Source organism: Rhizobium sp. LEGMi-198b, assembly GCF_054114205.1.
Window position 1 is genome coordinate 284,149 of sequence record NZ_JBSYVH010000006.1, and the last position, 23,196, is coordinate 307,344.

22 protein-coding genes are annotated in these 23,196 nt (G+C 59.0%); 20 read left to right on the forward strand and 2 right to left on the reverse strand.

Features of this window, described 5'->3' with window-relative positions; translation table 11 throughout:
* The first annotated feature begins 17 nt into the window (after nucleotides 1-17).
* Both ACXHXG_RS23030 and ACXHXG_RS23035 read left to right on the forward strand, forming a co-directional pair.
* On the forward strand, nucleotides 18-1,169 hold the full coding sequence (locus tag ACXHXG_RS23030) for a phosphatase PAP2 family protein (protein ID WP_285168659.1): 1,152 nt from the start codon (nucleotides 18-20) through the stop codon (nucleotides 1,167-1,169).
* A gap of 39 nt (nucleotides 1,170-1,208) precedes the next feature.
* Nucleotides 1,209-3,398 carry a S8/S53 family peptidase gene (locus tag ACXHXG_RS23035; RefSeq protein WP_457900832.1) on the forward strand — a complete coding sequence of 730 codons (2,190 nt, stop codon included), beginning with the start codon at nucleotides 1,209-1,211 and terminating at the stop codon, nucleotides 3,396-3,398.
* A 150-nt stretch (nucleotides 3,399-3,548) separates the two neighbouring features.
* Here ACXHXG_RS23035 and ACXHXG_RS23040 read toward each other — a convergent pair whose 3' ends face one another.
* Together ACXHXG_RS23040 and ACXHXG_RS23045 are read right to left on the reverse strand one after the other, a co-directional pair.
* Nucleotides 3,549-4,502 (reverse strand): GGDEF domain-containing protein, encoded by a 954-nt coding sequence (locus ACXHXG_RS23040; protein WP_457900833.1) that lies wholly within the window; start codon nucleotides 4,500-4,502, stop codon nucleotides 3,549-3,551.
* Between the two features lie 346 nt (nucleotides 4,503-4,848).
* Nucleotides 4,849-5,604 carry an SDR family NAD(P)-dependent oxidoreductase gene (locus ACXHXG_RS23045; protein WP_104826732.1) on the reverse strand — a complete coding sequence of 252 codons (756 nt, stop codon included), beginning with the start codon at nucleotides 5,602-5,604 and terminating at the stop codon, nucleotides 4,849-4,851.
* Nucleotides 5,605-5,901: 297 nt separating this feature from the next.
* Between ACXHXG_RS23045 and ACXHXG_RS23050 the strand changes: the two genes are divergently transcribed.
* From ACXHXG_RS23050 to ACXHXG_RS23135, 18 genes are all read left to right on the forward strand, one after another.
* Nucleotides 5,902-6,498, forward strand: a complete 597-nt coding sequence (locus tag ACXHXG_RS23050; protein ID WP_104826731.1) for a L,D-transpeptidase — start codon at nucleotides 5,902-5,904, stop codon at nucleotides 6,496-6,498.
* Nucleotides 6,499-6,679: 181 nt separating this feature from the next.
* Entirely contained in the window at nucleotides 6,680-6,802 is a 123-nt protein-coding gene (locus tag ACXHXG_RS23055; protein WP_283054087.1) for an ABC transporter, read from the forward strand.
* 145 nt (nucleotides 6,803-6,947) lie between these two features.
* A complete protein-coding gene (locus tag ACXHXG_RS23060; protein WP_104826729.1) occupies nucleotides 6,948-7,526 on the forward strand; it encodes a hypothetical protein in 579 nt (192 codons plus the stop codon).
* Nucleotides 7,527-7,669: 143 nt separating this feature from the next.
* A complete protein-coding gene (locus ACXHXG_RS23065) occupies nucleotides 7,670-8,263 on the forward strand; it encodes a protein-S-isoprenylcysteine O-methyltransferase (RefSeq protein ID WP_457900907.1) in 594 nt (197 codons plus the stop codon).
* Nucleotides 8,264-8,273: 10 nt separating this feature from the next.
* Nucleotides 8,274-9,065 carry a hypothetical protein gene (locus tag ACXHXG_RS23070; RefSeq protein WP_457900834.1) on the forward strand — a complete coding sequence of 264 codons (792 nt, stop codon included), beginning with the start codon at nucleotides 8,274-8,276 and terminating at the stop codon, nucleotides 9,063-9,065.
* The gene (locus ACXHXG_RS23075; RefSeq protein WP_457900835.1) at nucleotides 9,062-9,937 is read left to right on the forward strand and encodes an SDR family NAD(P)-dependent oxidoreductase; all 876 of its coding nucleotides are present in this window, start codon (nucleotides 9,062-9,064) and stop codon (nucleotides 9,935-9,937) included. The genes ACXHXG_RS23070 and ACXHXG_RS23075 overlap by 4 nt, the downstream gene beginning before the upstream one ends.
* A 521-nt stretch (nucleotides 9,938-10,458) precedes the next feature.
* On the forward strand, nucleotides 10,459-10,548 hold the full coding sequence (gene kdpF, locus ACXHXG_RS23080; RefSeq protein ID WP_034509905.1) for a K(+)-transporting ATPase subunit F: 90 nt from the start codon (nucleotides 10,459-10,461) through the stop codon (nucleotides 10,546-10,548).
* Nucleotides 10,549-10,580: 32 nt separating this feature from the next.
* On the forward strand, nucleotides 10,581-12,284 hold the full coding sequence (kdpA, locus tag ACXHXG_RS23085; RefSeq protein WP_457900836.1) for a potassium-transporting ATPase subunit KdpA: 1,704 nt from the start codon (nucleotides 10,581-10,583) through the stop codon (nucleotides 12,282-12,284).
* Nucleotides 12,285-12,293: 9 nt separating this feature from the next.
* Complete coding sequence (locus tag ACXHXG_RS23090; protein WP_283054090.1) at nucleotides 12,294-12,455, forward strand: hypothetical protein; 162 nt, start codon at nucleotides 12,294-12,296, stop codon at nucleotides 12,453-12,455.
* A gap of 47 nt (nucleotides 12,456-12,502) precedes the next feature.
* Complete coding sequence (gene kdpB / locus ACXHXG_RS23095) at nucleotides 12,503-14,593, forward strand: potassium-transporting ATPase subunit KdpB (RefSeq protein WP_104826725.1); 2,091 nt, start codon at nucleotides 12,503-12,505, stop codon at nucleotides 14,591-14,593.
* 12 nt (nucleotides 14,594-14,605) lie between these two features.
* Nucleotides 14,606-15,178, forward strand: a complete 573-nt coding sequence (gene kdpC, locus ACXHXG_RS23100; RefSeq protein WP_104826724.1) for a potassium-transporting ATPase subunit KdpC — start codon at nucleotides 14,606-14,608, stop codon at nucleotides 15,176-15,178.
* Nucleotides 15,179-15,241: 63 nt separating this feature from the next.
* Nucleotides 15,242-17,953: a DUF4118 domain-containing protein gene (locus tag ACXHXG_RS23105; protein ID WP_457900837.1), complete on the forward strand. Its 2,712-nt coding sequence runs from the start codon at nucleotides 15,242-15,244 to the stop codon at nucleotides 17,951-17,953.
* Nucleotides 17,950-18,642, forward strand: coding sequence for a response regulator transcription factor (locus ACXHXG_RS23110; RefSeq protein ID WP_104826722.1), 693 nt, complete (start codon nucleotides 17,950-17,952; stop codon nucleotides 18,640-18,642). The genes ACXHXG_RS23105 and ACXHXG_RS23110 overlap by 4 nt, the downstream gene beginning before the upstream one ends.
* A gap of 100 nt (nucleotides 18,643-18,742) precedes the next feature.
* Nucleotides 18,743-19,198 (forward strand): PTS sugar transporter subunit IIA, encoded by a 456-nt coding sequence (locus ACXHXG_RS23115; protein WP_104826721.1) that lies wholly within the window; start codon nucleotides 18,743-18,745, stop codon nucleotides 19,196-19,198.
* A 157-nt stretch (nucleotides 19,199-19,355) separates the two neighbouring features.
* On the forward strand, nucleotides 19,356-20,384 hold the full coding sequence (locus tag ACXHXG_RS23120; RefSeq protein WP_283054094.1) for a sulfate ABC transporter substrate-binding protein: 1,029 nt from the start codon (nucleotides 19,356-19,358) through the stop codon (nucleotides 20,382-20,384).
* Between the two features lie 6 nt (nucleotides 20,385-20,390).
* A complete protein-coding gene (gene cysT, locus ACXHXG_RS23125; protein WP_104826719.1) occupies nucleotides 20,391-21,248 on the forward strand; it encodes a sulfate ABC transporter permease subunit CysT in 858 nt (285 codons plus the stop codon).
* Nucleotides 21,238-22,110: a sulfate ABC transporter permease subunit CysW gene (gene cysW / locus ACXHXG_RS23130; RefSeq protein WP_104826718.1), complete on the forward strand. Its 873-nt coding sequence runs from the start codon at nucleotides 21,238-21,240 to the stop codon at nucleotides 22,108-22,110. The genes cysT and cysW overlap by 11 nt, the downstream gene beginning before the upstream one ends.
* Before the next feature lie 11 nt (nucleotides 22,111-22,121).
* Complete coding sequence (locus ACXHXG_RS23135) at nucleotides 22,122-23,168, forward strand: sulfate/molybdate ABC transporter ATP-binding protein (RefSeq protein ID WP_283054095.1); 1,047 nt, start codon at nucleotides 22,122-22,124, stop codon at nucleotides 23,166-23,168.
* The last annotated feature ends 28 nt before the right edge of the window (nucleotides 23,169-23,196 follow it).

The window sequence follows — 23,196 nt, forward strand, 5'->3', positions numbered from 1 at the left end:
AACAGGGGGATGGGCAAATGAGCAACATATCACCGCAGGCATCGCAAGGGGGGCATGGTGGACACGGCGGTCATGGCGGCCACGGCGGACATGGCGGACACGGTGAGGAGGATGACGTCTTCTTCGGAACGGACGCGCCGCTGGTCGCTGATGCGCTGATAAACAATCGCGACGGAATTGTCGGCAATTTTCGCCGGCCTGAAGCGGTGCCTCCGGAGCTTGATCTCGAAGATTCTGGCAACATGGCCAGGTGGGCTCAGGAACGGCGAGAGCAGGTCGTCGACTTCGAGCTTCATTCCCGCATTGGCTTCTCTCAGGGTACGGATGCTTCTCCAGGAAGCATGAATGTCTGGCATTTGGACGTTGAGTTTGACCCGGACGACGCCGTGCCAAAGGTCACCTATCGTCCGCTCGTCAGAATGGTCCGGCCTACTGAGCAAGTTTTCCGTGGCCAACTTGAGCTTGTTGCGAACTATGCCGATTTGCGCGCGGATCGAGTCACCGAAATTCTGGCGCAACGCGATGGACCGGCCGCATTCCTGGCTTCCATCGCATACATTGCCCCAGACCGTGCGCGTTGGACGCTTGAACTGTTAGGGGCCGTCTTCCGGCTCGCTCAGTTTGTCGAATTTCGCATGAAGCACGCGCTCGCCTGCCGACGGCCAATCGAATACTCGCCACAGATACAGCCAATGATCCTTACGCCGGAACACGGCAGTCTTCCCAGCGGCCACTCGACTGAGTCCTTTGCGATGGCCATCGTACTGGTGCGGCTTCTCCGGGCTTCGTCCAATCCCGTCTACGAGCAGGACATTTATGCTGTCCAACTGCTTCGGCAGGCGGCGCGGGTTGCTGTTAATCGGCAGGTAGCCGGGGTGCACTTTCCAGTCGACAGTGCGGCGGGTGCGCTCCTGGGTTTGACCTTAGGCGAATATTTCTGCCGTCGGTTTAGTGGGGCGGCCAACTTCTATGCCTGGTCCTTCAACGGCGAAGCCTATCCGGGAGATGCCGATTTCGATTGGACAGGATGGTACGACGTTCGGCAGCAGCGGCAAACTGCTCCGGATACGAGGTCTCCATGCGCCGCGGAGCTGGGCCGCTACAAACTTGGAGCCGCCTCTTCTATCCTCGACTGGCTGTGGGAGAAGGCGCTAGCCGAGTGGTCCTGATCGCCCTGGTTCCAACCCAACAGTGAGGGAGAAGCCATCATGGAATGGCGAAAAACCGACCTTGAACACAGCTATTGCCGAATCGAAGGGATAGATCCTAACGCCGATTGGGTTCTCGGGCCTGGCTTTCGTGATTTTTCACGGGGTCATGATGACGTCTTGATCCCCTGTACGATCGGTCCGCTCGACGAATCCATGGTGGACATGATGAGGACCTTTCATAGGGTCGATGCTCAGCAAGGCGGGTGGGAAAGTGGAGTCTTCGTACCGTCTCTCTATCATGATGCGACAAAGGGCCAACACATGATCGCGTTTGTGAGAAGAGCCGTGTTCGATGACCTAGCACGCGGGGAGGGGCCATTCGGCCAAATTCGCACGACCGCGAAACAGATCGACATGAGCCTACCCCTCAATTCGAAATCGCTGCCCAAACACTGGAAGAGCCGCACGCCAGCATCGAAACCTGTCCCTCCACCGGTCTTCTCCCCTGGCCATTGGCCGAAGGATACAGTTGTTATTGGCATCATCGATGATGGAATCGCTTTTGCCCATGAGCGGTTTCGGCTCGCTGACGGCAGCTCACGTGTTCAATATGTCTGGCGTCAGGACGGCATCTTTGACGATGACGGTTCAACCGTCGATTTCGGAAGCGAGATATGTAAGCTCGATATATGTAAACCCGATCAGCCGCCGCGCGGAGGTATCGACAAACTCTTGAAGGCTTACGACCAAGCTGGGCTGATTGACGAGGAGGGGCTCTATCGTGAGGCAGGTCTGATCGACTTTCGTGATCCCGACCACAAGGCCGCGGCCTGGCGACTATCGCACGGCACCCATGTACTCGATCAGGCGGCCGGCTACGATCCAGTCGACGCGCCAATGAACCGCCCGATCATCGCCGTTCAGCTTCCGGTTTCGGTGACGGCCGATACCTCCGGTTCGAACCTCAAGACATTTGCGACGGCCGCGATCAAATACATCCTCGATCGAGCAGATCGGCTCGCAGGAAAGGGTCACCTGGCTGACGGCTCATGGCGGCCGCTGCCGGTTGTCATCAATTTCAGCTATGGCATGCTCGCAGGACCGCACGACGGCACTCTCGATCTCGAGCAAGCTCTCGACGGTTTTGTTACCAAGCGGGGCGCACCGCTGCGCATTGTCTTGCCCGCTGGTAATGCAAATCTTTCGCGATGCCACGCCGCGGTTAAATTCAATGGGACCCGCACTCCGGTGTCTCTCAAATGGCGCGTTCAGCCCGATGATAGTACGCCAACCCAGATGGAAATCTGGTTGCCGTACGATCCAGGAAAGCCGGGTGCGAGCCGGGTGACCGTAGCCGTCGAAACACCGTCTGGGCTACGGAGTCCGCCCCTCAAGGAAGAGGTGGGCTCGGGAGTCCAGCTAGTCTCGAACGACGATGTCGTCGCGTGTGCCCATTACGCCTTTCGTTCGTCTCCCACGAAACGGGGCGTTTTTATCATCTCGCTGCAACCCACGGCGCGCTTGCGACCCCTCGACAACCCCGCGGCGGGCGACGCGACAGCGCCGGCAGGAGTTTGGAAGGTCATCATCACGAACTCCGGCCTGCGCCCCGAACAGGAGCTGGAAGCATGGATTCAATGGGACGATGTGATCTACGGATATTCGCGCCGTGGTCGGCAATCCTATTTCGAGGCAGACTGCTATCGTCGGTTCGATCCTATAACCGGCGACGTGGTGGACGTGGATGACAAGGGCAATCCTTGTATCATCAGGCGAGGCGGCCTCATCAACGCCATCGCTACCGGAGATGAAACAATCGTGGTCGGCGGGGTCCAGCAGAAGGATCTCACCCCACCAAAATATGCAGCCGGCGGTCCGGTCGCGCCAACCCGCAACGAGCCTTCTCATCGCGTCGGACCGGACGCGGCGTGCGTCAGTGACGATTCACGGGTTCACAACGGCATTCTCGGGGCCGGATCGAGAAGCGGGTCTGTGATCGCCATGAGCGGAACGAGCGTTGCCGTCCCGCAAATCGTCAAATTGGTGGCGGAAATGCTGGCAGACGGCGATCCAGGGAATCGCGAGTCGATTTCCCGCTTTGCGGCGGCTGAAGAACGTGCCCGCTGGGAGGCGTCAGGAGGCGTCAATCCGAAGGCGCCGGAAAGTTTCGACAAGGAACGATGCGGCTCCGGTCGCATCGTGAGACCGCGACGAGATTGGCTGAATCGCTACGAGAGGGATACCTGACGAAACGCCTAAACCCACCCCCGCGCAAACCTAAAAGTGCATAATGTGTCTTATGGAACTAAAATCTTTCAGAAATATCAGCGAGAAGTCCCAATCCACTTACCGTGTTTGGGTGATCCCGCCGCCCTCGACGTGAAAACATCCGTCGCCTTATGATGCCGAGCATGTCTGACGTCTTGGAGACAGCAAGGATTCAGAGTCAGACGGAGGAGTACAGCTCGCCAAGCTGAAGCCAGCTTTCGTATCGCGTTTCACCGCATACATGAGCTGGTCAGCCTGGCGCATCAGCTCGTGCAGCGAAGCGCTGTCACCAGGAAGGGCGACTACCGCGCCCATGCTGCATGTGACACTGTGGCCAGTGCTCTCCAATGCCGCCATGAATCCCGCGTGCAACCGCTCAGCCACTTCTGGTGCGCACTCTGCCTTGGATAGCTTTATCAACATGGCAAACTCGTCGCCGCCTATCCGTCCGAAACAGTCTTCCAAGCCGGTTAGTGCCTTCCCCTCTTCTGCAAGGCATTGCAGGAGCCGGTCCCCTGCTTGGTGTCCGAACCGATCGTTAACGGCCTTGAAGCCATCGAGATCGAAATAGGCAAGTAGCAAAGACTGATTGCGCGTCGTTGCCGATGACAGCATTGCTTCAGCCTGGCGTTGGAACTCCTGCCGGTTCAAAATTCCTGTCATCCAATCTCGCCGCGCGAGGAGGCGTTCCCGGTCGAAACTTTGCCGGAAGCGCGTCACGACACCAGCGACACATCCGAACTTGATAAGTTGCATTACCAGTTCGACCATCGCGTTTGCGTCGAGACGACCGGAAATTCCTAGTGTGGTCGCAACCGACAATATGATTTCCGCGACCGCGATGCTCATCCCAGTTTTGAAACCGAAACGCCAGCACGCGACACAAATTGGCAGCATATAGAGCAGGCCGACATTGTGAATGCCGCTGGTCCGGAAAAGCCAATCCAAGCTTGCCATACAGATTAAGCTGAGGATCAGTAGTCGCCAAACGGCGGTTGGCGTCAGGGAGCTGAGCCACTGTTCCGGAGAAAACAATGGGGCGTCGAGATAGCCATTCCGCTGGCTTCGATAGTCTTCCCGCAATGTTGTCATCCCTCCGTACACACCGTCCTTCCGCCCGTGTGCCGGCCAAAAACCGGACTAGCCGCATCAGAGGATCAAAGATGCGCAAGGCTGCAGAAGCCGAGCGTTGGAAACCTGAGGTTAGTCTGGCACAGACGCCTTTGGCTTAAGCCTGCACGCCCGTCCACCATGCTTATTCCTAACCTTGTAGCGTTTCCACGCCCCGGTCTGAGTCTCACAAGCTGTCGAAGGAAATAGCTGAAAATCCTTAATATTTAGGGAGCGCAACCTCACTGCGAGGGCGGCGGCTGTGCAGTTTGTTGGCCGCACAAAGCAGCTCGCCATCTTTGATTCGGTTTTACCGTGTTTAATGGGCAGTATAAGCTCCGTCCACCAGATGGCAGCTCCCAGTGATGAAGCTTGCCTGTTCCGACAGAAGGAAACATACGAGAGCCGCCACTTCCTCAGGGTTTCCGCGTCTGCCCATGGGCTGGAGTAATTCCATACGTCGGGTGCTTGTTGCTTCCGAATGCTCCGACAGAAGCGGCGTTTGAATCCAACCGGGACCGACGGCATTGATACGGATGCCCATTCGCGCATATTCGATTGCGGCAGCCTTCGTCAGTCCTACAACACCATGCTTGGCCGCCGTATACGCCGATGCAAAGGGCAATCCAACCGAACCGAGGATGGAAGCTATGTTGACGATAGCGCCGCCGCCACCCGACAGCATGGCGGCGATCTCATATTTCATGCAGTAAAAGGCGCCATCCAGATTGACGCTCATCAACTTCCGCCACTGGTCGAGCGGGTAGTCCGCGGTTGCCTTTCGCACACCATCGAACCCCGCGTTGTTGACCGCCAAATGTAGGCCACCATAGGTTTGGACGCTGAAATCGACTAACCGCTTGACGGCTTCTGCATCGGAAACGTCGACTGCAAAGGCGCAAGCCTGGCCTCCCTGCGCGCAAATCTCGCCGGCGACGCGCCGCGCTCCATCGGCGTCAAGATCGGCAACGACAATCTTGGCTCCCTCGTCGGCGAGTTGAAGGGAAATAGCGGCCCCGATCCCAGAGCCAGCCCCTGTCACAACCGCGACTTTTCCGTCGAGGCCTAGCTTCATAATATCCCTCCCCTTTTAGTTCGTGCTAATCGAGCAGAGGCCGATGGTTGATGCAAGTGGTTTCCTCGACGATACACAACTGCACATTTGCAGCCGCGCGGAGCCGTATCCAGCGTCTGAATGGTAGAGCCCGTGTAAGACCCCACGCCGCTCGCTCAACAATCATAACAGATGCAGCTTTCGGTTTTCGATGTTTCTCAAATCACTCAATCAGAATCAGCTAATGTGGTGATAGCTTCTGAAACGCGGCGATGTTAAAGACGAGCGTAGGGCTGATCTATTGTTGGGCAGGTGGAAATGGACGAAAGCCGCGTCACGCGCCGGGGGCTGGTGCTCGGTAGTCTGACTTTGATGATTTCTGGATGCGTGTCGGGGTCGCAGGATGGACCTCCGCTTGGATACAACGTCTTTGGGAGGGACCCGGATAACGATTCTCGCCTTCGGCGACAAGAGGTAGCTTACGATGGAGGCGAACCGCCGGGAACGATTGTCGTCAATACGTCGGAGCGCTATCTCTACTTCATCGAGCAAGGTGGCCGGGCAACGCGTTACGGCGTTGCTGTTGGTGAAGAGGGGTTGAGCTTCAAAGGGGAAGCCACCATCGGACGTAAGGCGGAGTGGCCGTCGTGGAAGCCCACCGATGACATGATGCAACGTAAGCCTCGTCTGATGCAGTATGCGGACGGCGTGCCGGGCGGGCCGCTCAATCCACTAGGCGCGGCGGCTCTCTACCTCTACCAGGACGGACATGACACCATGTTCCGGCTGCATGGTACAAACGCTCCCTGGTCGATAGGTCATGCGGTGTCTAACGGATGCATCCGTCTGACAAACTCAAATATTGTCGACCTCTATAGCCGCGCCCCTGTAGGGACGCGGGTGCTGGTCATCTGATCGAATGTTCATTCATCGACCCCAACAGTTTGACCACGGGCAACTTAAGAAGGTTAGAAAAAACACAGATAATCCGTCGCAGTGTGTTCTTTCTGCACTAGGCCTATATGTTAGTTGTGACTACTATTTGATTCGTTGCCTACCATAAGTAATGCAATCCTGAGGAGAGAGGACTTCTTTGATGAGCAGAATTCTAATCGTAATCATCTCTGTTTTAGCCGTTGCCAATCTCAGCGCTTGCGCAGACATTGGCAAAGGAAAGGGTAAGGCACCGCCGCCCGCAGCAGCGGCAGTCTACAAGTAAGGTTAGCCTTAAATGAGAGGGGGGGCCGGATTAGACCCCCCCTCCCAAAACCCGCCAAATGATCCTGCTTACAATCACAATGGCGAAGAATTGATCGCTTACTTCAAGCCCCGCGCTTGTCAGGGCTTTCTAATGGAGCGTACCGATGATGCGTGGAATGGGTGGCCTTTCGCTTGCAATCCTGTTGGCGTTGGCGACAGCATCGTGCCAGACGGAAGATAAAAGTCCCCAACCCCGGTACACTTCCAACCGCCATGGCCCGGCAACAGCCTCCGCTCAAAACAAAGCCGGCCACTTTATCGAATTTCGTTCGCGCTATGCACTCACCTACGGCCATACCTATGTGGTCTTTGGACGCGCCGACGAGAATGGGAAGATGATCGATCCCGAAGTTGCGGGCCTTGCGCCGGCCTCGCCGGATCCTGGGCCTTACGTCTTGGGCCATTTTGTACCGGTGCCGGCCACGACCGGAGCGACCGATGGTGACCTGGAAGAACAGTACAGGTCGGCTAGCTGGCGGGTCATGCTTAGCGATGCCGAATACGCTGATGTTGTCGCCTTCATACGCAAGCAGCAGGCCACTTCCCATCTGTGGCAAGCAACGGTCGACAATTGCAATGCCTGGGTGGGGAACATCGCACGACACATGGGATATAAGACTCCCGGTATCTGGCTCAGGCCGCAACAGTTCATTACGCAGCTTCGAGAGCTGAACACGGCTTGAGGCGTTATCTCAGCGAGTCGGCGAGCTGCTCTGGTACTATTTGATTCTTCCGCTAAATTGTCGATGAAACTGGGGAGCGAGCCTGGTCGTATCGCTGGGGTGCGTCGACGATCGCGGATTGCAGAAAGGCTTTGGTGAACAATTTGACCGCATCGGCAGCAGGGGCCGGCCAAATCATCTGGGTGCTCGGGGTCGTCGCCTGGTACGTTATTCGCTATCCGTTCGCGCGTCGCGCCAAGCGTCTGCGGGTTATCCAAGATCAACGCTCACAGATCGAGATCATCGGGCTCGCCGCGGCTCTTCTCGGCCTTGCGGTTGTGCCTGGAATCTATGTCGCCACGGGCGTTCCGCGGATTGCCGATTATCCTGCCCATGCTTGGGCCGTCGGCGTCGGGGCGATTTTGTTCTTCGCAGCAATGTGGGTTTTCCGTAGGACCCATAAGGAGCTCGGCAAGAACTGGTCGATAACGCTGGAGATCCGCGAAAAGCACAAGCTGGTTTGCAGCGGCCCATACGCCCTCGTCCGCCATCCAATGTACACCTCTTTCCTGCTCATGGGGCTTGGACAAGCCTTTTTGCTGTCGAACTGGGTGGTGGGGCTGGCAGGCCTGTTGGGCTTTGCAATCCTTTATTTCCTGCGGGTAGACAAAGAAGAGCGTATGATGCTGCAACATTTCGGCCCCGACTATCGCGCCTATATGGATCGCACGAAGCGAATTATCCCTTATCTCTATTAGAGGTGGCACCATGCGAGGGCGAACCGTCAAGCTATCAGCATCACGACGTCTTGTCGGAGATTTGATGAGATTCTCGATCGGCGTGCCGCGGGTTGCGGTGCAGCGGCAGATGAATCTTGGTCCGCTGCTGGCCGCCAGAGCGATGCAGACACAGCCAATGAGGCCGTCTTGGACCGTGCTTTTCCTGAAGGGATACGCGCTTCTTGCCAGCGAAATTCCGGAATTGCGGCGCGCTTACGTCAAGTTGCCCAGAGCGCAGCTTTATGAATACCCGGAAAGCGTGGCCTCAATTGCCCATGAGCGCGAACATGAGGGTGAGAGGGTCGTATTGCTCAGCCTCATAAAGCGCCCCGAGAAGAGATCCATCACCGAGCTCGAGGCGCTCACCACGGCCGCTCGGTCACGTCCGGTTCTTGAAATAAAGGAATTCCGGCGGATGTTGAAATTTGCGCGTCTGCCGGGGCCCCTTAGATGGCTGATGATGTGGCTTGGGTTGAATATCGGCAGACAACGGCCACGCTTTTTCGGCACGTTTCAACTGTCGGTCTATTCGGGCCTCGGAGCAGAGTCCCTCAATCCGCTTACGCCATTGACGACGCTGCTGAACTACGGCCCGATCAGCAAGAACGGGACGGTAACCGTGCGCATTCACTACGATCATCGAGTGATGGACGGGGCCAATGTAGCGCGAGCTCTGGAGCGGTTCGAAAAGATATTGAACGACGACGTTGCCTGTGAAGTAAGAGCCCTTGCTCAAAGCGAAGCTGTGCCCAACACGGCCGCCGTTGGAACTGCGACATGAGTCTTCAGCAAGAGGGGCGCCTTGCAGTCGTGGTCGTCGGTGCATCGCGTGGTATCGGGAGGGCAATGGCCAAAATCGTTGCTCGCGAGCGGGCTGTCGTCGTGCTTGTTGCCCGGTCATCGGAAGGTCTGGCGGCTGCTGCGGCCGACGTGCGGGAAGCCGGCGGCGAAGCTTACATACTGGAGCTGGATATTGTCGCGTCCGATGCATCGACGCGTCTTCATGATTTCTTGTCCGCAAACGGTTTGGTCTGTGATGTTCTCATCAATAGCGCTGGATATGGTTTGCGTGGCGCGGCAACCATCCTTCCTATCGAAGATCAGCTCGGGATCGTTGATCTCAACATACGCGCCCTCACCGATCTGACCCTTCGTTTTTTGCCGGAAATGGCAGCACGGCGGCGCGGCGGCGTGATCAATCTCGGCTCCATAGCAGGGTTCCTTCCGGGGCCGAATATGGCGTTATACTATGCCAGCAAAAGCTTCGTGCGTTCCTTTTCGGAAGCGCTTCATCAGGAACTGCGCCGCACTGGCGTGACCGTCACATGTGTCGCCCCGGGGCCGGTGTCCACGGAATTCCTCGAAAGATCCGGCGCTGGCCGGGCGACGTTATTCAAGATTCTACCCAAACTGGATTCGGCTTATGTGGCTGAACGCGCCTGGCGCGGATTCAAATCCGGCCGCCGTCTCGTCGTGCCGGGCATCTCGGCCAAGCTGGTTGCCGTTGCGGCGAGGTTGTTGCCTTCCGTTGTTCTGCTGCCATTGATTGGTCGATTGCAACGTCGCAGCGGCGATCCATGTCCCTGCGGCTCAGGTGAAAAGTTCAATAAATGCTGCGGCGCCGGCCGTCGGCAGAGTGTCGGAAGTCGCTGACGGCTTCACCCTCCCCTATATCGAAAATGGCGTGCTCGTCCGCCTCCTGCCATATTGGTATGCCGGTGCCGGTCCGATTTCATTTTATTAGGCCAATCCCGCACTTCCGTCCGTCAAAACACGCAACTTCATTGATTTTATTAAAGAAAACGCCCGAAAAGCTGGGATTGCGGAGCGATTCGCTGATGGCCTCGACCTCGTGTCCCATTACGGTTTCGGTCTGCCACCCGGCCCGGCATTTATAAGATTTTTATATCTTTCCCTCACCCGCCGTCTCGAACCTTAATGCTGTTCGGCCGCATATTGATGTCCGAGATATTCGCAAGATGATCTCCCGCCGGGAGGATGTGAAGGGCGCCTTCTTCGAAGGTGCCTTCAGTCTATTTCGGCGCTCAACAAGAACAAATCAAGGATCAACGATCAATGATGGACATTCTTCTTATCGGGATCGGTGTTTTATTTTTCATCCTGTGCGTCGCTTACACCAAAGCCTGCGACAGCCTTTAGTCGGAGAGACACCAATGCTCCTGGATTACATTCTCGGCGGCGGCGTGACCCTGTTTCTCACCGCTTACCTGATCTACGCTCTCATTCGCCCTGAGCGCTTCTAATTCGATAGCGCCGGGTAGGGAAAGTTACCACCATGACCTTCAATGGATGGCTTCAGATTCTGATTTATATCGGGATCCTCCTTCTGCTCGTCAAACCGCTCGGCGGTTACATGACGCGTGTCTTCACGGGCGAGCGCACAATTCTCTCCTACGTTCTCGGTCCGGTGGAACGGGGACTTTATCGCATTGCGGGAACGGATGAGTGTGAGGAGCAGCATTGGACGACCTATTCGATCTCCATGCTGCTGTTCAGCCTCGCCGGCTTTTTTGTGCTGTATTTCCTGCAGCGGTTCCAGGCGAGCCTGCCTTATAATCCTGCCGGCATGGCCTCGATCGGCCCTGAGCTTTCGTTCAACACCGCCACCAGCTTCGTGACCAATACGAATTGGCAGAACTACGGCGGCGAAAGCACGATGTCCTATCTCGTGCAGATGGCCGGCCTCACCGTCCAGAACTTCGTCTCCGCCGCAACTGGCATTGCAATCGCGATTGCGCTCATCCGCGCCTTCTCGCGGGCTTCCGGCAAGGCGATCGGCAATTTCTGGGTCGATCTGACCCGGGCGACGCTCTACATCCTGCTTCCCGCCTGCATCGTCATGACGCTGGTCTTTGTCTATCTCGGCGTGCCGCAGACGCTCGGCCCTTATGTCAACGCCGCGACGCTCGAAGGCGCGCAGCAGACGATCGCCGTCGGCCCGGTCGCTTCGCAGCTTGCGATCAAGATGCTTGGCACCAACGGCGGCGGCTTCTTCAACGCCAACTCCGCTCACCCCTTCGAAAACCCGGATGCGATCTCCAACCTCATCCAGATGCTGGCGATCTTTGCGATCGGTGCTGCGCTCACCAACGTCTTCGGACGCATGGTCGGCAATCAGCGCCAGGGTTGGGCAATCCTCGGTGCGATGGGCGTGCTGTTCATCGCCGGCGTCATCATCACCTATTGGGCTGAAGCAGCCGGCAATCCGCTGGTACATGCGCTCGGCATCCAGGGCGGTAATATGGAAGGCAAGGAAGTCCGCTTCGGCATCACGCTGTCCTCGCTGTTTGCGGTCATCACCACGGCGGCGTCCTGTGGTGCGGTCAACGCCATGCATGGCAGCTTCACGGCGATCGGCGGCATGATCCCGCTCATCAACCTGCAGCTCGGTGAAGTCATCGTCGGCGGTGTCGGCGCCGGTTTTTACGGCATCCTGATGTTCGTCATCATCGCCATCTTCGTCGCTGGCCTGATGGTCGGGCGTACGCCGGAATATCTCGGCAAGAAGATCGAGGCCAAGGAAGTGAAGATGGCGATGCTTGCCGTGCTTTGCCTGCCCTTCGGCATGCTGATCTTCACCGCCATCGCTTCCGTGCTGCCGTCCGCCGTTGCGTCCATCGGCAACCCCGGTCCGCACGGCTTTTCGGAAATCCTCTATGCCTATAGCTCGGCAGCCGCCAATAACGGCTCGGCCTTCGGCGGTCTTTCCGGCAATACGCCCTGGTACAACATCACGCTCGGCATCGTCATGCTGATCGGTCGCTTCCTGGTCATCGTTCCGGCGCTCGCCATTGCCGGCTCACTGATTGCCAAGAAGACGGTTCCAGCCTCCGCCGGTACCTTCCCGACAGATGGCCCGCTGTTCGTCGGACTGTTGGTCGGCACGATCCTGATCGTCGGCGGGCTGACCTTCTTCCCGGCGCTGGCGCTCGGCCCGATCGTCGAACACCTGTCGATGATTGCCGGACAGACCTTCTAAGGATCCGCGATGTCGCAGCCCATGTTCATCAGGCTTCGAAGGCTCATCGATCCACGCCCCTTCGATAGGGGGCGTGGCACGGCCCGGATGGCCTGCGCTTCCGACGTCATCCTGGCTGCGATGGTCACGCTGTTTCTCGGCCTTGTGGTCTTCAGAATTTTACTGGGCTGACCGGGCAATCCCGATCCGCCGTTTCCCTCTTCACGCTGGAGTCTCTTATGAGCCAGTTAAAATCCGCGAGTATTTTGGATTCTCGCATCCTCATTCCGGCCGTGGGCGCCGCTTTCAAGAAGCTGAACCCGCGCACCCTAGCCAAAAACCCCGTCATGTTCGTGGTTGCCGTCGTCTCGGCGCTGACCACCGTCCTCTTCCTGCGCGATCTTTTGACGGGCGGCGGCAATCTCGGCTTCTCCCTCCAGATCAACATCTGGCTCTGGTTTACCGTGCTGTTTGCCAACTTCGCCGAAGCCGTCGCCGAAGGCCGCGGCAAGGCTCAGGCCGAGTCGCTGCGCAAATCGCGCACCGAAACCCAGGCGAAGCTTCTGACCGGCAATGGTCGGAGCGATTACAAGATGGTGCCGGGTACCAGCCTCAAGGTCGGCGATGTCGTCCTTGTCGAAGCCGGCGATATCATTCCCTCAGATGGTGAAGTCATCGAAGGTGTCGCCTCGGTCAACGAAGCGGCGATCACGGGTGAATCGGCTCCGGTCATCCGCGAATCCGGCGGCGACCGTTCGGCCGTCACCGGCGGCACGCAGGTGCTCTCGGACGAGATTCGTGTTCGCATTACCGCGGCTGCCGGCTCGACATTCATCGACCGTATGATCGCGCTTGTCGAGGGCGCAGAGCGTCAGAAGACGCCGAACGAGATCGCGCTCAATATCCTGCTTGCCGGCATGACGCTTATCTTCGTGCTGGCCACGGTGACGATCCCGAGCTTTGCAGCCTATGCCGGCGGCTCGATCCCCACCGTCGTTCTCGTCGCCCTGTTCGTGACGCTGATCCCGACCACGATCGGCGCGCTGCTGTCGGCGATCGGCATCGCCGGCATGGACCGCCTGGTGCGCTTTAATGTGCTCGCCATGTCCGGCCGCGCTGTCGAAGCTGCCGGCGACGTCGACACGCTGCTGCTCGACAAGACCGGCACGATTACCCTCGGCAACCGTCAGGCCACATCCTTCCGCCCGGTCAAGGGCGTGACGGAACAGGATCTGGCCGACGCGGCACAGCTCGCTTCGCTCGCCGACGAGACGCCCGAAGGACGCTCGATCGTCGTGCTCGCCAAGGAAAAATACGCGATCCGCGGCCGCGATATGACCAGTCTGAAGGCTACCTTCGTGCCCTTCACCGCCCAGACCCGCATGAGCGGCGTCGATATCGAAGGCTCCTCGATCCGCAAGGGCGCTGTGGACGCGGTTCTTGCCTATGTCAATGGCAGCGCAGCTTTCGCCTCCGATGCCGGTGCGACTGTGATGTCGCGCACCAACAGCGAGACGATCCGCGACCTGCAGACGATATCGGATGAAATCTCCAAGGCCGGCGGCACGCCGCTTGCGGTCGCCCGTGATGGTCGCCTGCTCGGCGTCATCCAGCTTAAGGATATCGTCAAGGGCGGCATCCGCGAGCGCTTCGCCGAACTACGTCGCATGGGCATCCGCACTGTGATGATCACCGGCGACAATCCGCTGACGGCCGCCGCCATCGCCGCCGAAGCCGGCGTGGACGACTTCCTCGCTCAGGCAACGCCGGAAATGAAGCTGGCGCTGATGCGCGAAGAGCAGGCGCAGGGCAAGCTCGTCGCCATGTGCGGCGACGGCACCAATGATGCCCCGGCGCTTGCCCAGGCCGACGTCGGCGTCGCCATGAACACCGGCACGGTCGCCGCCCGCGAGGCCGGCAACATGGTCGACCTCGACAGCGACCCGACGAAGCTCATCGAAATCGTGGAGATCGGCAAGCAGTTGCTGATGACCCGCGGTGCGCTGACCACCTTCTCGATCGCCAACGACATCGCCAAATACTTCGCCATCATCCCCGCGATGTTCATCGCCTTCTACCCGCAATTGAAGATGCTGAACGTCATGGGGCTGGCAACGCCGCAAAGCGCCATCCTGTCGGCGATCATCTTCAACGCGCTGATCATCATTGCCCTGATCCCCCTGTCGCTGAAGGGCGTTCGTTATCGCCCGATCGGTGCAGGCGCCCTGCTCAGCCGAAACCTGCTGATCTATGGCGTCGGCGGCATCATCGTGCCTTTCATCGGCATCAAGGCCATCGACATGGCGGTTACCGCCATGGGCCTCGCCTAGGGAGTTCTTGTCATGCTCAAACAAATCAGACCGGCCATCGTCATGATCGTCGTCACCACCGCCGTCACCGGCCTTCTCTATCCGATCGCCATGACTGGTGCCGCCCAGGCGCTCTTCCCTTACCAGGCAAATGGTAGCCTGGTGGAAAAGGACGGCAAGGTGATCGGCTCGACGCTCATCGGCCAGAATTTCACCTCCGACCGCTATTTCCACGGCCGCCCCTCGGCTGCCGGCACCAACGGCTATGACGCTTCGTCCTCCGGCGGCTCCAACCTCGGCCCGACCAGCCAGAAGATGCTCGACCGCATCAAGGGCGATGTCGCAAAACTGCAGGCGGAGAATCCGAATGTGCCGGTCCCGATCGATCTGGTTACGACGTCGGGCAGCGGTCTCGATCCGGATATCTCGCCGGAGGACGCCTATTTCCAGATCCCGCGTGTCGCCAAGGCGCGTGGCATGGATGAGGCCAAGGTCCGCACGATCGTCGATGCCGCCATCGAGCCGCGCGAACTCGGGGTTCTCGGCGAACCTGTCATCAACGTCCTGGCATTGAACCAGGCGTTGGATGCTTCTATGACTCAGTGAGACCAAGGGCTTGAGGTGGCGAGCGCCACCTCAACTTCCGCCGTCATGAAAGAGCAATAATCAATGCCAGACGATAGCCGCGATACGCTGAGCAGGCCCTCACCCGACGCGCTTCTGGAGAAGGCTCGGCAGGAAACGCGCGGCCGCCTGAAGATCTTTCTGGGTGCTGCGCCCGGCGTCGGCAAGACCTACGAAATGCTGATCTCCGGCAAGGCGAAGATTGCCGACGGCGTCGATGTCGTCGTCGGCGTGGTCGAGACCCATGGTCGGCGGGAAACGCAGGCCCTGCTCGAAGGCTTCGAGATCATTCCGCGGGTCAATATCGATTACAAGGGCCGCCCGCTCGACGAGATGGACCTCGATGCCATCCTGAAGCGCCGTCCAGGCCTCGTGCTCGTCGACGAACTCGCCCACACCAATGCCCAGGGCAGCCGCCACCCGAAGCGTTATCTGGACGTCAAGGAGCTGCTGGACCGCGGCATCGACGTCTATACGACGCTGAATATCCAGCATGTCGAAAGCCTGAACGACGTGGTGTCGCAGATCACCCGCGTGCGTGTGCGCGAAACCGTGCCGGATTCGATCATCGACATGGCCGACGATGTGGAAATCATCGATCTGACGCCCGATGACCTGATCAAGCGCCTGCATGACGGCAAGGTCTATGTGTCGAAGACAGCCGAGCGAGCGCTAACCAATTATTTCACTCCCGGCAATCTGACGGCGCTGCGCGAGCTGGCATTGAGGCGTACGGCGCAGCGGGTCGATGACCAGCTTCTGACTCATATGCAGGCGCATGCGATCCCCGGCCCGTGGGCCGCAGGCGAGCGTGTTTTGGTCTCCATCGACCATCATCCGCGCTCCACTTCGCTGGTGCGCTATGCGGCCCGCATGGCCTCGCGCCTGCGCGCGCCTTGGGCAGCCGTTTATGTCGAGACCAATCGGTCTATCAGCCTGACGGAAGCGCAGCGTGACACCATTGCGGCGACGTTGCGGCTTGCCGAACAACTCGGCGGCGAAGCCATTACTATTCCCGGCCGCGAGGTCGCCGAAGAACTGCTTCGTCATTCGGCCAGCAACAATGTTACCCATATCGTCATTGGCTCGCCTAAGATCGGAACATGGCGGGATTGGTCCAAGCGCTCCGTCTCCTACGAATTGATCCGCAAGGCCGGCGACATCAGCGTTCATGTCATTTCCGGCAGCGACGCGGAAGGCTCGGCGGCAAGCCGTGGCGTCAGGGCGGCGCCCTCGCCTACCCCGTTCCAGCTTCGCGGCTACATCCTGGCGACGCTCTATGTCGCCGTCGCCCTCGGCTTCTGCGTCATCCTCGACCAAGTGCTTGACGTCCGCAATCTGGCCCTAGTCTTCTTGATGGCCGTATTGGCTTCGGCGGTGACGCAGGGCTTACGGCCGGCCCTTTATTCCTGCCTTCTCGGTGCGCTTGCCTTCAACTTCTTCTTCCTGCCGCCGCGCTACACGCTGACGATCAGCGATCCGGAAAGCGTCCTCGCCTTCTTCTTCTTCCTCGGCGTCGCCATCGTCGCCAGCAATCTGACCGCAACCGTGCAACGGCAGGCTGCTGCTGCGCGCCAGCGGGCGCGCACGACTGAGGATCTTTATCTTTTTTCGAAGAAGCTTGCCGGTACCGGTACACTCGATGACGTGCTCTGGGCGACGGCCTTCCAGCTCGCTTCGATGCTGAAAGTGCGTGTGGTGCTGTTGCTGCCGGAGGATGGCACGATTGCCGTAAAGGCCGGCTACCCGCCTGACGATACGCTTGACGATGCCGATATCGCCGCCGCGCGCTGGGCCTGGGAACACAATCATGCCGCCGGGCGTGGCGCCGATACGCTGCCGGGCGCCAAACGCCTTTATGTGCCGCTGCGTACCGGCCGCACGGCCGTCGGTGTCATCGGCCTCGACAGCGACCGCCGTGACGGTCCGCTATTGACGCCGGAGCAGCAGCGCCTTCTCGATGCGCTGGCCGATCAGGCAGCACTTGCCATCGAGCGCGTGCAACTGGTCGCCGATGTCGACCGGGCCAAATTGGCCGTCGAGGCCGACCGGCTGCGCTCTGCCTTGCTGACCTCGATCTCGCACGATCTCAAGACGCCGCTCGCTGCGATCCTCGGGGCTGCCGGCACCTTGCGCGACTATCTGGAATCCCTGCCACATGAGGACCGGGTCGATCTTCTGACGACGGTGGTTGATGAATCCGAGCGGCTGAACCGCTTCATTGCCAATCTGCTCGACATGACCAAGATCGAATCTGGCGCCATGGAGCCGAATTACGCTTTGCATTATGCCGGCGATATTGTTGGCAGCGCACTTCGGCGTGGGGAGAAAATCCTCGCCCGGCATCGCGTCGAAGTACAGATTCCGGCCGATCTGCCGATGGTTCGGGTCGATCCCGTGCTCTTCGAGCAGGTGCTGTTCAATCTGCTCGACAATGCCGCCAAATATGCGCCGGAGGAGTCTGCCATTCGCCTGGAGGCCTGGGCCGATATCGATAATATCGTTTTCCGCGTCATGGACGAAGGCCAGGGCATTCCGCCCGCCGATCTCGAACGCGTCTTCGATATCTTCTATCGCGTGCGCAAGGGCGATCAGGTGCGGGCCGGCACAGGTCTTGGCCTTTCTATCTGCCGCGGCTTCATAGAGGCCATGGGCGGCACGATCACGGCAGGCAACCGCACGGATCGCCAAGGCGCGGTCTTCACCATTCGCCTGCCGAAACCAACGGATGTTCCCAAGCTGGATGACCTGAAATGAACACGACTGCCGTCAAGATACTCGTTGTCGATGACGAGCCGCCGATCCGCAAGTTGCTGCGTGTCGGCCTGAGCGCGCAAGGCTATGCCGTCAACGAAGCCCAGAACGCCGCCGCGGCGCGGCTTTCCGTAAAGGAGGATCAGCCCGACCTGATCGTGCTCGACCTCGGTCTGCCCGACAAGCCGGGCCATGACCTCTTGCAGGAATGGCGCGAGGATGGATTGCAGATGCCCGTCGTCATTCTCTCGAGCCGCACCGACGAGGCGGGCATTGTCAAGGCGCTGGAAACCGGCGCCGACGACTATGTCACCAAGCCTTTCGGCATGAACGAGCTCGGAGCGCGCATACGCGTCGCGCTTCGCCACCGTCTGCAGCAGCAGGGCGAAAAAGCGATTTTCCAGACCGGCGGCCTGTCGATCGATCTCGTCAAGCGCATCGTCAAGGTCGATGGCAAGGAAGTGAAACTCTCGCCGAAGGAATATGACATCCTGCGCGTGCTGGCGCAGCATGCCGGCAAGGTGCTGACGCATCAGTTCCTGTTGAAGCAGGTCTGGGGTCCGGCGGCGGATGTGCAGTATCTGCGCGTCTATGTCCGTCAGCTCCGGCAGAAGGTAGAACAGATTCCGGATCAGCCCCAATACATCACCACGGAGACCGGCGTCGGCTATCGTCTGCGTGAGCCGGAATGAAGCTGTAATCCTCTGGTTTGTGCGATCGCCGGCCTTGTTGCGACGGGCCTGCTATGCGAGGCCATGCCAAAACTATCAATGTCCGAGCATGAGAGTGACAATGGACCTTTCCACCATCATCCTGCCTGAGCACGTCTTCGTCGGCCTTTCCGCGCCGACCAAGTGGCGAGCCTTGCAGATCTTGTCGTCGAAAGCGGCTCATTGCCTCGGTCTCGATGAAGGCTCGGTGCTGCGGGCGCTGGAGGCTCGCGAAAAGCTCGGAACGACCGGCATCGGCAATGGCATCGCCGTTCCGCATGCGGCAATCGTGGGGATGACGAGACCGCGCGGGCTGATGGTTCGTTTCGGCCATCCCCTCGATTTCGAGGCGATCGACGACGTTCCGACGGATCTTGCCTTCGTCCTGCTCTTCGCTGAAAATGGTCGCAGCGAATATCTGAACGTGCTTGCCGCCATCGCCCGGCGGCTCAGAACTGACGGTGTGTTGGCCGCCATGCGCCAGGCAAAAAGTGCCGACGAACTCTATTCCGTTTTCATGTCCGACTCGATCTGCTGACGCGCTATCAGTGTACTACGGCCAAACGATGGGAATGCGATTTCATTTTCCTTGATTCTATGGGATGTCGTTCTATGTAATCGCGTCCGGCGGGAACAATCTTCGTTACTTTATACGACCAAGTTGATAGAGTTAAAGCACAACGAAGGAGGTCACCATGCAGACGATAAAGCTTTCGCGGCTTCTCGCCGCCGCAGTTCTGATCGGCAGTTTTTCGCTCACAGCGGTAGCGCCGACATGGGCCGCGGATACGACGCTTCTCAACGTTTCCTATGATCCGACGCGCGAATTATACAAGGATTTCAACGAAGCCTTTGCCGCGAAGTGGAAGAAGGACACGGGTGAGAGCATCAAAATCAAAGCTTCGCATGGCGGCTCCGGCGCGCAGGCCCGCTCGGTCATCGACGGTCTTGATGCCGATGTGGTGACGCTGGCACTGGAAGGCGATATCGACGCCATTGCCAAGGCGACAAAGAAGATCCCAGCCGACTGGAAGACCAAGTTCCCGAACAATAGCGTTCCATACACATCGACCATCGTCTTCCTGGTGCGCAAGGGCAATCCGAAGGGCATCAAGGACTGGTCGGACCTCGTCAAGAACGATGTCCAGGTGATTACGCCGAACCCGAAGACTTCGGGCGGAGCTCGCTGGAACTTCCTGGCAGCCTGGGCCTGGGCCAAGCAAGCAAACGGCGGTGACGATGCCAAGGCGCAGGAATACGTCACGCAGTTGTTGAAGCACGTACCGGTGCTCGATACCGGTGCTCGCGGCGCCACCACGACATTTGTTCAACGCGGCCTCGGCGACGTTCTGCTTGCCTGGGAAAACGAGGCTTATCTTTCGCTCGAGGAGCTCGGTCCCGATAAATTCGAGATCGTGACTCCGACGGTTTCAATCCGCGCCGATCCCCCGGTCGCGGTCGTCGACGGCAATGTCGACGCGAAGGGCACCCGCAAGGTTGCCGAAGCCTATCTGAACTATCTCTACTCCGACGAGGGTCAGAAGATCGCCGCCAAGCACTACTACCGGCCGATCAAGCCGGAAGCGGCCGACCCCAAGGATATTGCGCGGTTCCCAAGTTTGAAGCTGGCAACGATTGACGATTTCGGCGGATGGTCCCAAGCTCAGCCGAAATTCTTTGATGATGGTGGCGTCTTCGACCAGATATACAAGCCGGGACAGTAATTCTTAATGCATATAATAACCCGCAAACGGTGGCGGTTTAGGCAGCCGAGTGTCATTCCGGGCTTCGGATTGGCGCTCGGCGTCACCTTGACTTGGCTCATCCTGATCGTTCTCATCCCGCTCTCGGGATTGTTGTGGAAGAGCAGCTCTCTTGGCTGGTCCAAGTTTTGGGCCCTCGCGCTCGATGTCCGCACGCTTTATGCACTCCGCATGAGCTTTGGCGGCGCCTTCATCGCCGCCATCGTCAATGCGGTGTTTGGTCTGATCCTCGCCTGGGTGCTGGTGCGCTACCGTTTTCCCGGCAAGCGCATTATTGACGCCATGGTCGACCTGCCTTTCGCCTTGCCGACGGCGGTCGCCGGCATCGCGCTGACGACGCTTTATGCGCCAAACGGCTGGATCGGCCAGTTCCTGGAGCCGCTCGGCATCAAGATCGCTTTCACGCCGGCCGGCATCATCATCGCGCTGATCTTCGTCGGGCTGCCCTTCGTCGTGCGGACGGCGCAGCCGGTGATGGAGGAGATCGACCGTGAGGTGGAAGAAGCTGCAGCGACACTTGGCGCAAATCGTTTCCAGACGATCACCCGCGTGTTGTTGCCCGGTCTCGCGCCGGCGGCCCTCACCGGTTTTGCTCTCGCTTTCGCGCGCGCGGCCGGCGAATACGGTTCGGTAATCTTCATCGCCGGCAACAAGCCCTACGTCTCCGAAATCGCGCCATTGCTCATCGTCATCCGGCTTGAGGAATATAATTACGCTGCGGCGACGGCGATCGCGACCATGATGCTGATCATCTCTTTCATCATGTTGCTGGTCATCAATCTCATTCAATCCTGGAGTAGAAGGAGATACGGCTATGGCGCATGATGCCGTTTCCCTCGCCGACACAGGTCAATCCGTCATCACCGAGAGCAGATTTGCGCGCTGGATTTTCGTCGCCATCTCGCTTGCCTTCTTGGCGCTGATGGTGCTGATGCCGCTTGCCGCCGTTTTCGTCGAAGCGTTCCGCAAAGGTGTCGAAGAGTTCTTCAGCGCTTTGGTGGATGAGGAAACCTTTGCCGCCATCCGGCTGACGCTGATCGTCGCCGGCATCAGCGTGCCGCTGAACCTCGTTTGCGGTGTCGCGGCCGCCTGGGCAATCGCCAAGTTCGAGTTCAAGGGCAAAGCATTCCTGACGACGCTCATCGACCTGCCGTTCTCGGTCTCGCCGGTCATATCGGGCCTTGTCTTCGTGTTGTTGTTCAGCTCGAACAGCGTGCTCGGACCTTGGCTGCAAAGCCACGGAATCCAGATTCTATTTGCGGTTCCGGGCCTTGTGCTGGCGACGATGTTCGTCACCTTCCCCTTCGTCGCCCGTGAATTGATCCCGTTGATGCAGGAACAGGGAAATTCCGACGAGGAAGCGGCGTTGTCGCTCGGCGCCAATGGCTGGCAAACCTTCTGGCACGTCACCTTGCCGAACATCAAATGGGGCCTGCTTTACGGCGTTCTCCTTTGCAATGCCCGCGCTATGGGCGAGTTCGGCGCCGTGTCGGTTGTCTCCGGCCATATTCGCGGCGAAACCAACACCATGCCGTTGCAGGTCGAAATTCTCTATAATGAATATAATTTCTCGGGCGCTTTCGCGGTTGCCACGCTTCTCGCCTTGCTTGCCCTTGTCACACTTGTACTGAAGACGCTGCTGGAAATGCGCTATAGCGAAGAAATCGCAGCCAGCCGACGTCACTGAAGGAATTGTTAATGGAAGTTCGCGTTCAAAACCTGCGCAAGGAATTCGGTCGCTTTCCGGCGTTGCATAATGTCTCCCTGGATATTCGCTCTAGCGAGCTTATCGCGCTCCTCGGCCCTTCTGGCTCAGGCAAGACGACGCTCTTGCGTCTGATCGCCGGATTGGAGACGCCGACCGAAGGTCGGATTTTCTTCGGTGATGAAGATGCGTCGAAGAAGACGGTGCAGCAGCGCAATATCGGCTTTGTGTTTCAGCACTATGCGCTGTTCCGCCATATGACGGTGTTGGATAACATATCCTTCGGCCTCAAGGTGCGCACCGCTTCGCGCCGCCCTCCCCGCGCTGAAATCCATCGCCGTGCTCTCGAGCTGCTTGAACTGGTGCAGCTTAGCGGCCTCGAAAAGCGCTACCCGGCGCAGTTGTCCGGCGGCCAGCGCCAGCGCGTGGCGCTCGCCCGGGCCATGGCGGTCGAGCCGAACGTGCTGCTTCTGGACGAACCCTTCGGTGCGCTCGATGCGCAGGTCCGCAAGGATTTGCGCAAGTGGCTGCGTGAAATCCATGATCGTACCGGTCACACCACCGTTTTCGTCACCCACGATCAGGAAGAGGCGCTGGAACTGGCTGACCGTGTCGTCGTGCTCAACAAGGGCGCCATCGAGCAGGTCGGCACGCCGGATGAGATCTACGACACGCCGAACTCGCCCTTCGTCTATGGCTTCATCGGCCAGTCCAACCGCGTGAAGGTGCGTATTTCCAGCGGCGAAATCTGGTTTGACGATCGGCCACTCGGACTCAGCACGCCGCACGAGCCCGATGGTGAAGCCTATCTTCACTTTAGGCCGCACGATATCGAGCTTCGCGACGGTGATGGCGGTTGTATCGCCGGACTGTTGACCTCCAGTCGCCGTGTTGCCGGTACTCGTCATATCGAAATGAACATCGGCGCCAATCAGGAACCCGTCGAAATCGAGCTGCCGCCGGACAAGGCCGGCGCGCTCGACCGCAACCGCATCGCTTTCAGGCCGACGCGTTGGAAATTGTTTCGGAACGGTGACTGAGGTTAAGGGGGCGGATCACCGCCCCGAC

Excerpts from the sequence above, each read along its gene's own strand:
- ACXHXG_RS23135 (WP_283054095.1), top strand. The coding sequence starts at position 22,122 with ATGGAAGTTCGCGTTCAAAACCTGCGCAAGGAATTCGGTCGCTTTCCG.
- kdpF (WP_034509905.1), top strand. The coding sequence starts at position 10,459 with ATGCTCCTGGATTACATTCTCGGCGGCGGCGTGACCCTGTTTCTCACC.
- ACXHXG_RS23055 (WP_283054087.1), top strand. The coding sequence starts at position 6,680 with ATGAGCAGAATTCTAATCGTAATCATCTCTGTTTTAGCCGTTGCCAAT.
- ACXHXG_RS23075 (WP_457900835.1), top strand. The coding sequence starts at position 9,062 with ATGAGTCTTCAGCAAGAGGGGCGCCTTGCAGTCGTGGTCGTCGGTGCA.
- cysW (WP_104826718.1), top strand. The coding sequence starts at position 21,238 with ATGGCGCATGATGCCGTTTCCCTCGCCGACACAGGTCAATCCGTCATC.
- ACXHXG_RS23115 (WP_104826721.1), top strand. The coding sequence starts at position 18,743 with ATGGACCTTTCCACCATCATCCTGCCTGAGCACGTCTTCGTCGGCCTT.
- ACXHXG_RS23105 (WP_457900837.1), top strand. The coding sequence starts at position 15,242 with ATGCCAGACGATAGCCGCGATACGCTGAGCAGGCCCTCACCCGACGCG.
- kdpB (WP_104826725.1), top strand. The coding sequence starts at position 12,503 with ATGAGCCAGTTAAAATCCGCGAGTATTTTGGATTCTCGCATCCTCATT.
- ACXHXG_RS23110 (WP_104826722.1), top strand. The coding sequence starts at position 17,950 with ATGAACACGACTGCCGTCAAGATACTCGTTGTCGATGACGAGCCGCCG.
- ACXHXG_RS23120 (WP_283054094.1), top strand. The coding sequence starts at position 19,356 with ATGCAGACGATAAAGCTTTCGCGGCTTCTCGCCGCCGCAGTTCTGATC.
- kdpA (WP_457900836.1), top strand. The coding sequence starts at position 10,581 with ATGACCTTCAATGGATGGCTTCAGATTCTGATTTATATCGGGATCCTC.
- ACXHXG_RS23090 (WP_283054090.1), top strand. The coding sequence starts at position 12,294 with ATGTCGCAGCCCATGTTCATCAGGCTTCGAAGGCTCATCGATCCACGC.
- ACXHXG_RS23045 (WP_104826732.1), bottom strand. The coding sequence starts at position 5,604 with ATGAAGCTAGGCCTCGACGGAAAAGTCGCGGTTGTGACAGGGGCTGGC.
- ACXHXG_RS23070 (WP_457900834.1), top strand. The coding sequence starts at position 8,274 with ATGCGAGGGCGAACCGTCAAGCTATCAGCATCACGACGTCTTGTCGGA.
- ACXHXG_RS23035 (WP_457900832.1), top strand. The coding sequence starts at position 1,209 with ATGGAATGGCGAAAAACCGACCTTGAACACAGCTATTGCCGAATCGAA.
- cysT (WP_104826719.1), top strand. The coding sequence starts at position 20,391 with ATGCATATAATAACCCGCAAACGGTGGCGGTTTAGGCAGCCGAGTGTC.
- ACXHXG_RS23030 (WP_285168659.1), top strand. The coding sequence starts at position 18 with ATGAGCAACATATCACCGCAGGCATCGCAAGGGGGGCATGGTGGACAC.
- kdpC (WP_104826724.1), top strand. The coding sequence starts at position 14,606 with ATGCTCAAACAAATCAGACCGGCCATCGTCATGATCGTCGTCACCACC.
- ACXHXG_RS23060 (WP_104826729.1), top strand. The coding sequence starts at position 6,948 with ATGATGCGTGGAATGGGTGGCCTTTCGCTTGCAATCCTGTTGGCGTTG.
- ACXHXG_RS23050 (WP_104826731.1), top strand. The coding sequence starts at position 5,902 with ATGGACGAAAGCCGCGTCACGCGCCGGGGGCTGGTGCTCGGTAGTCTG.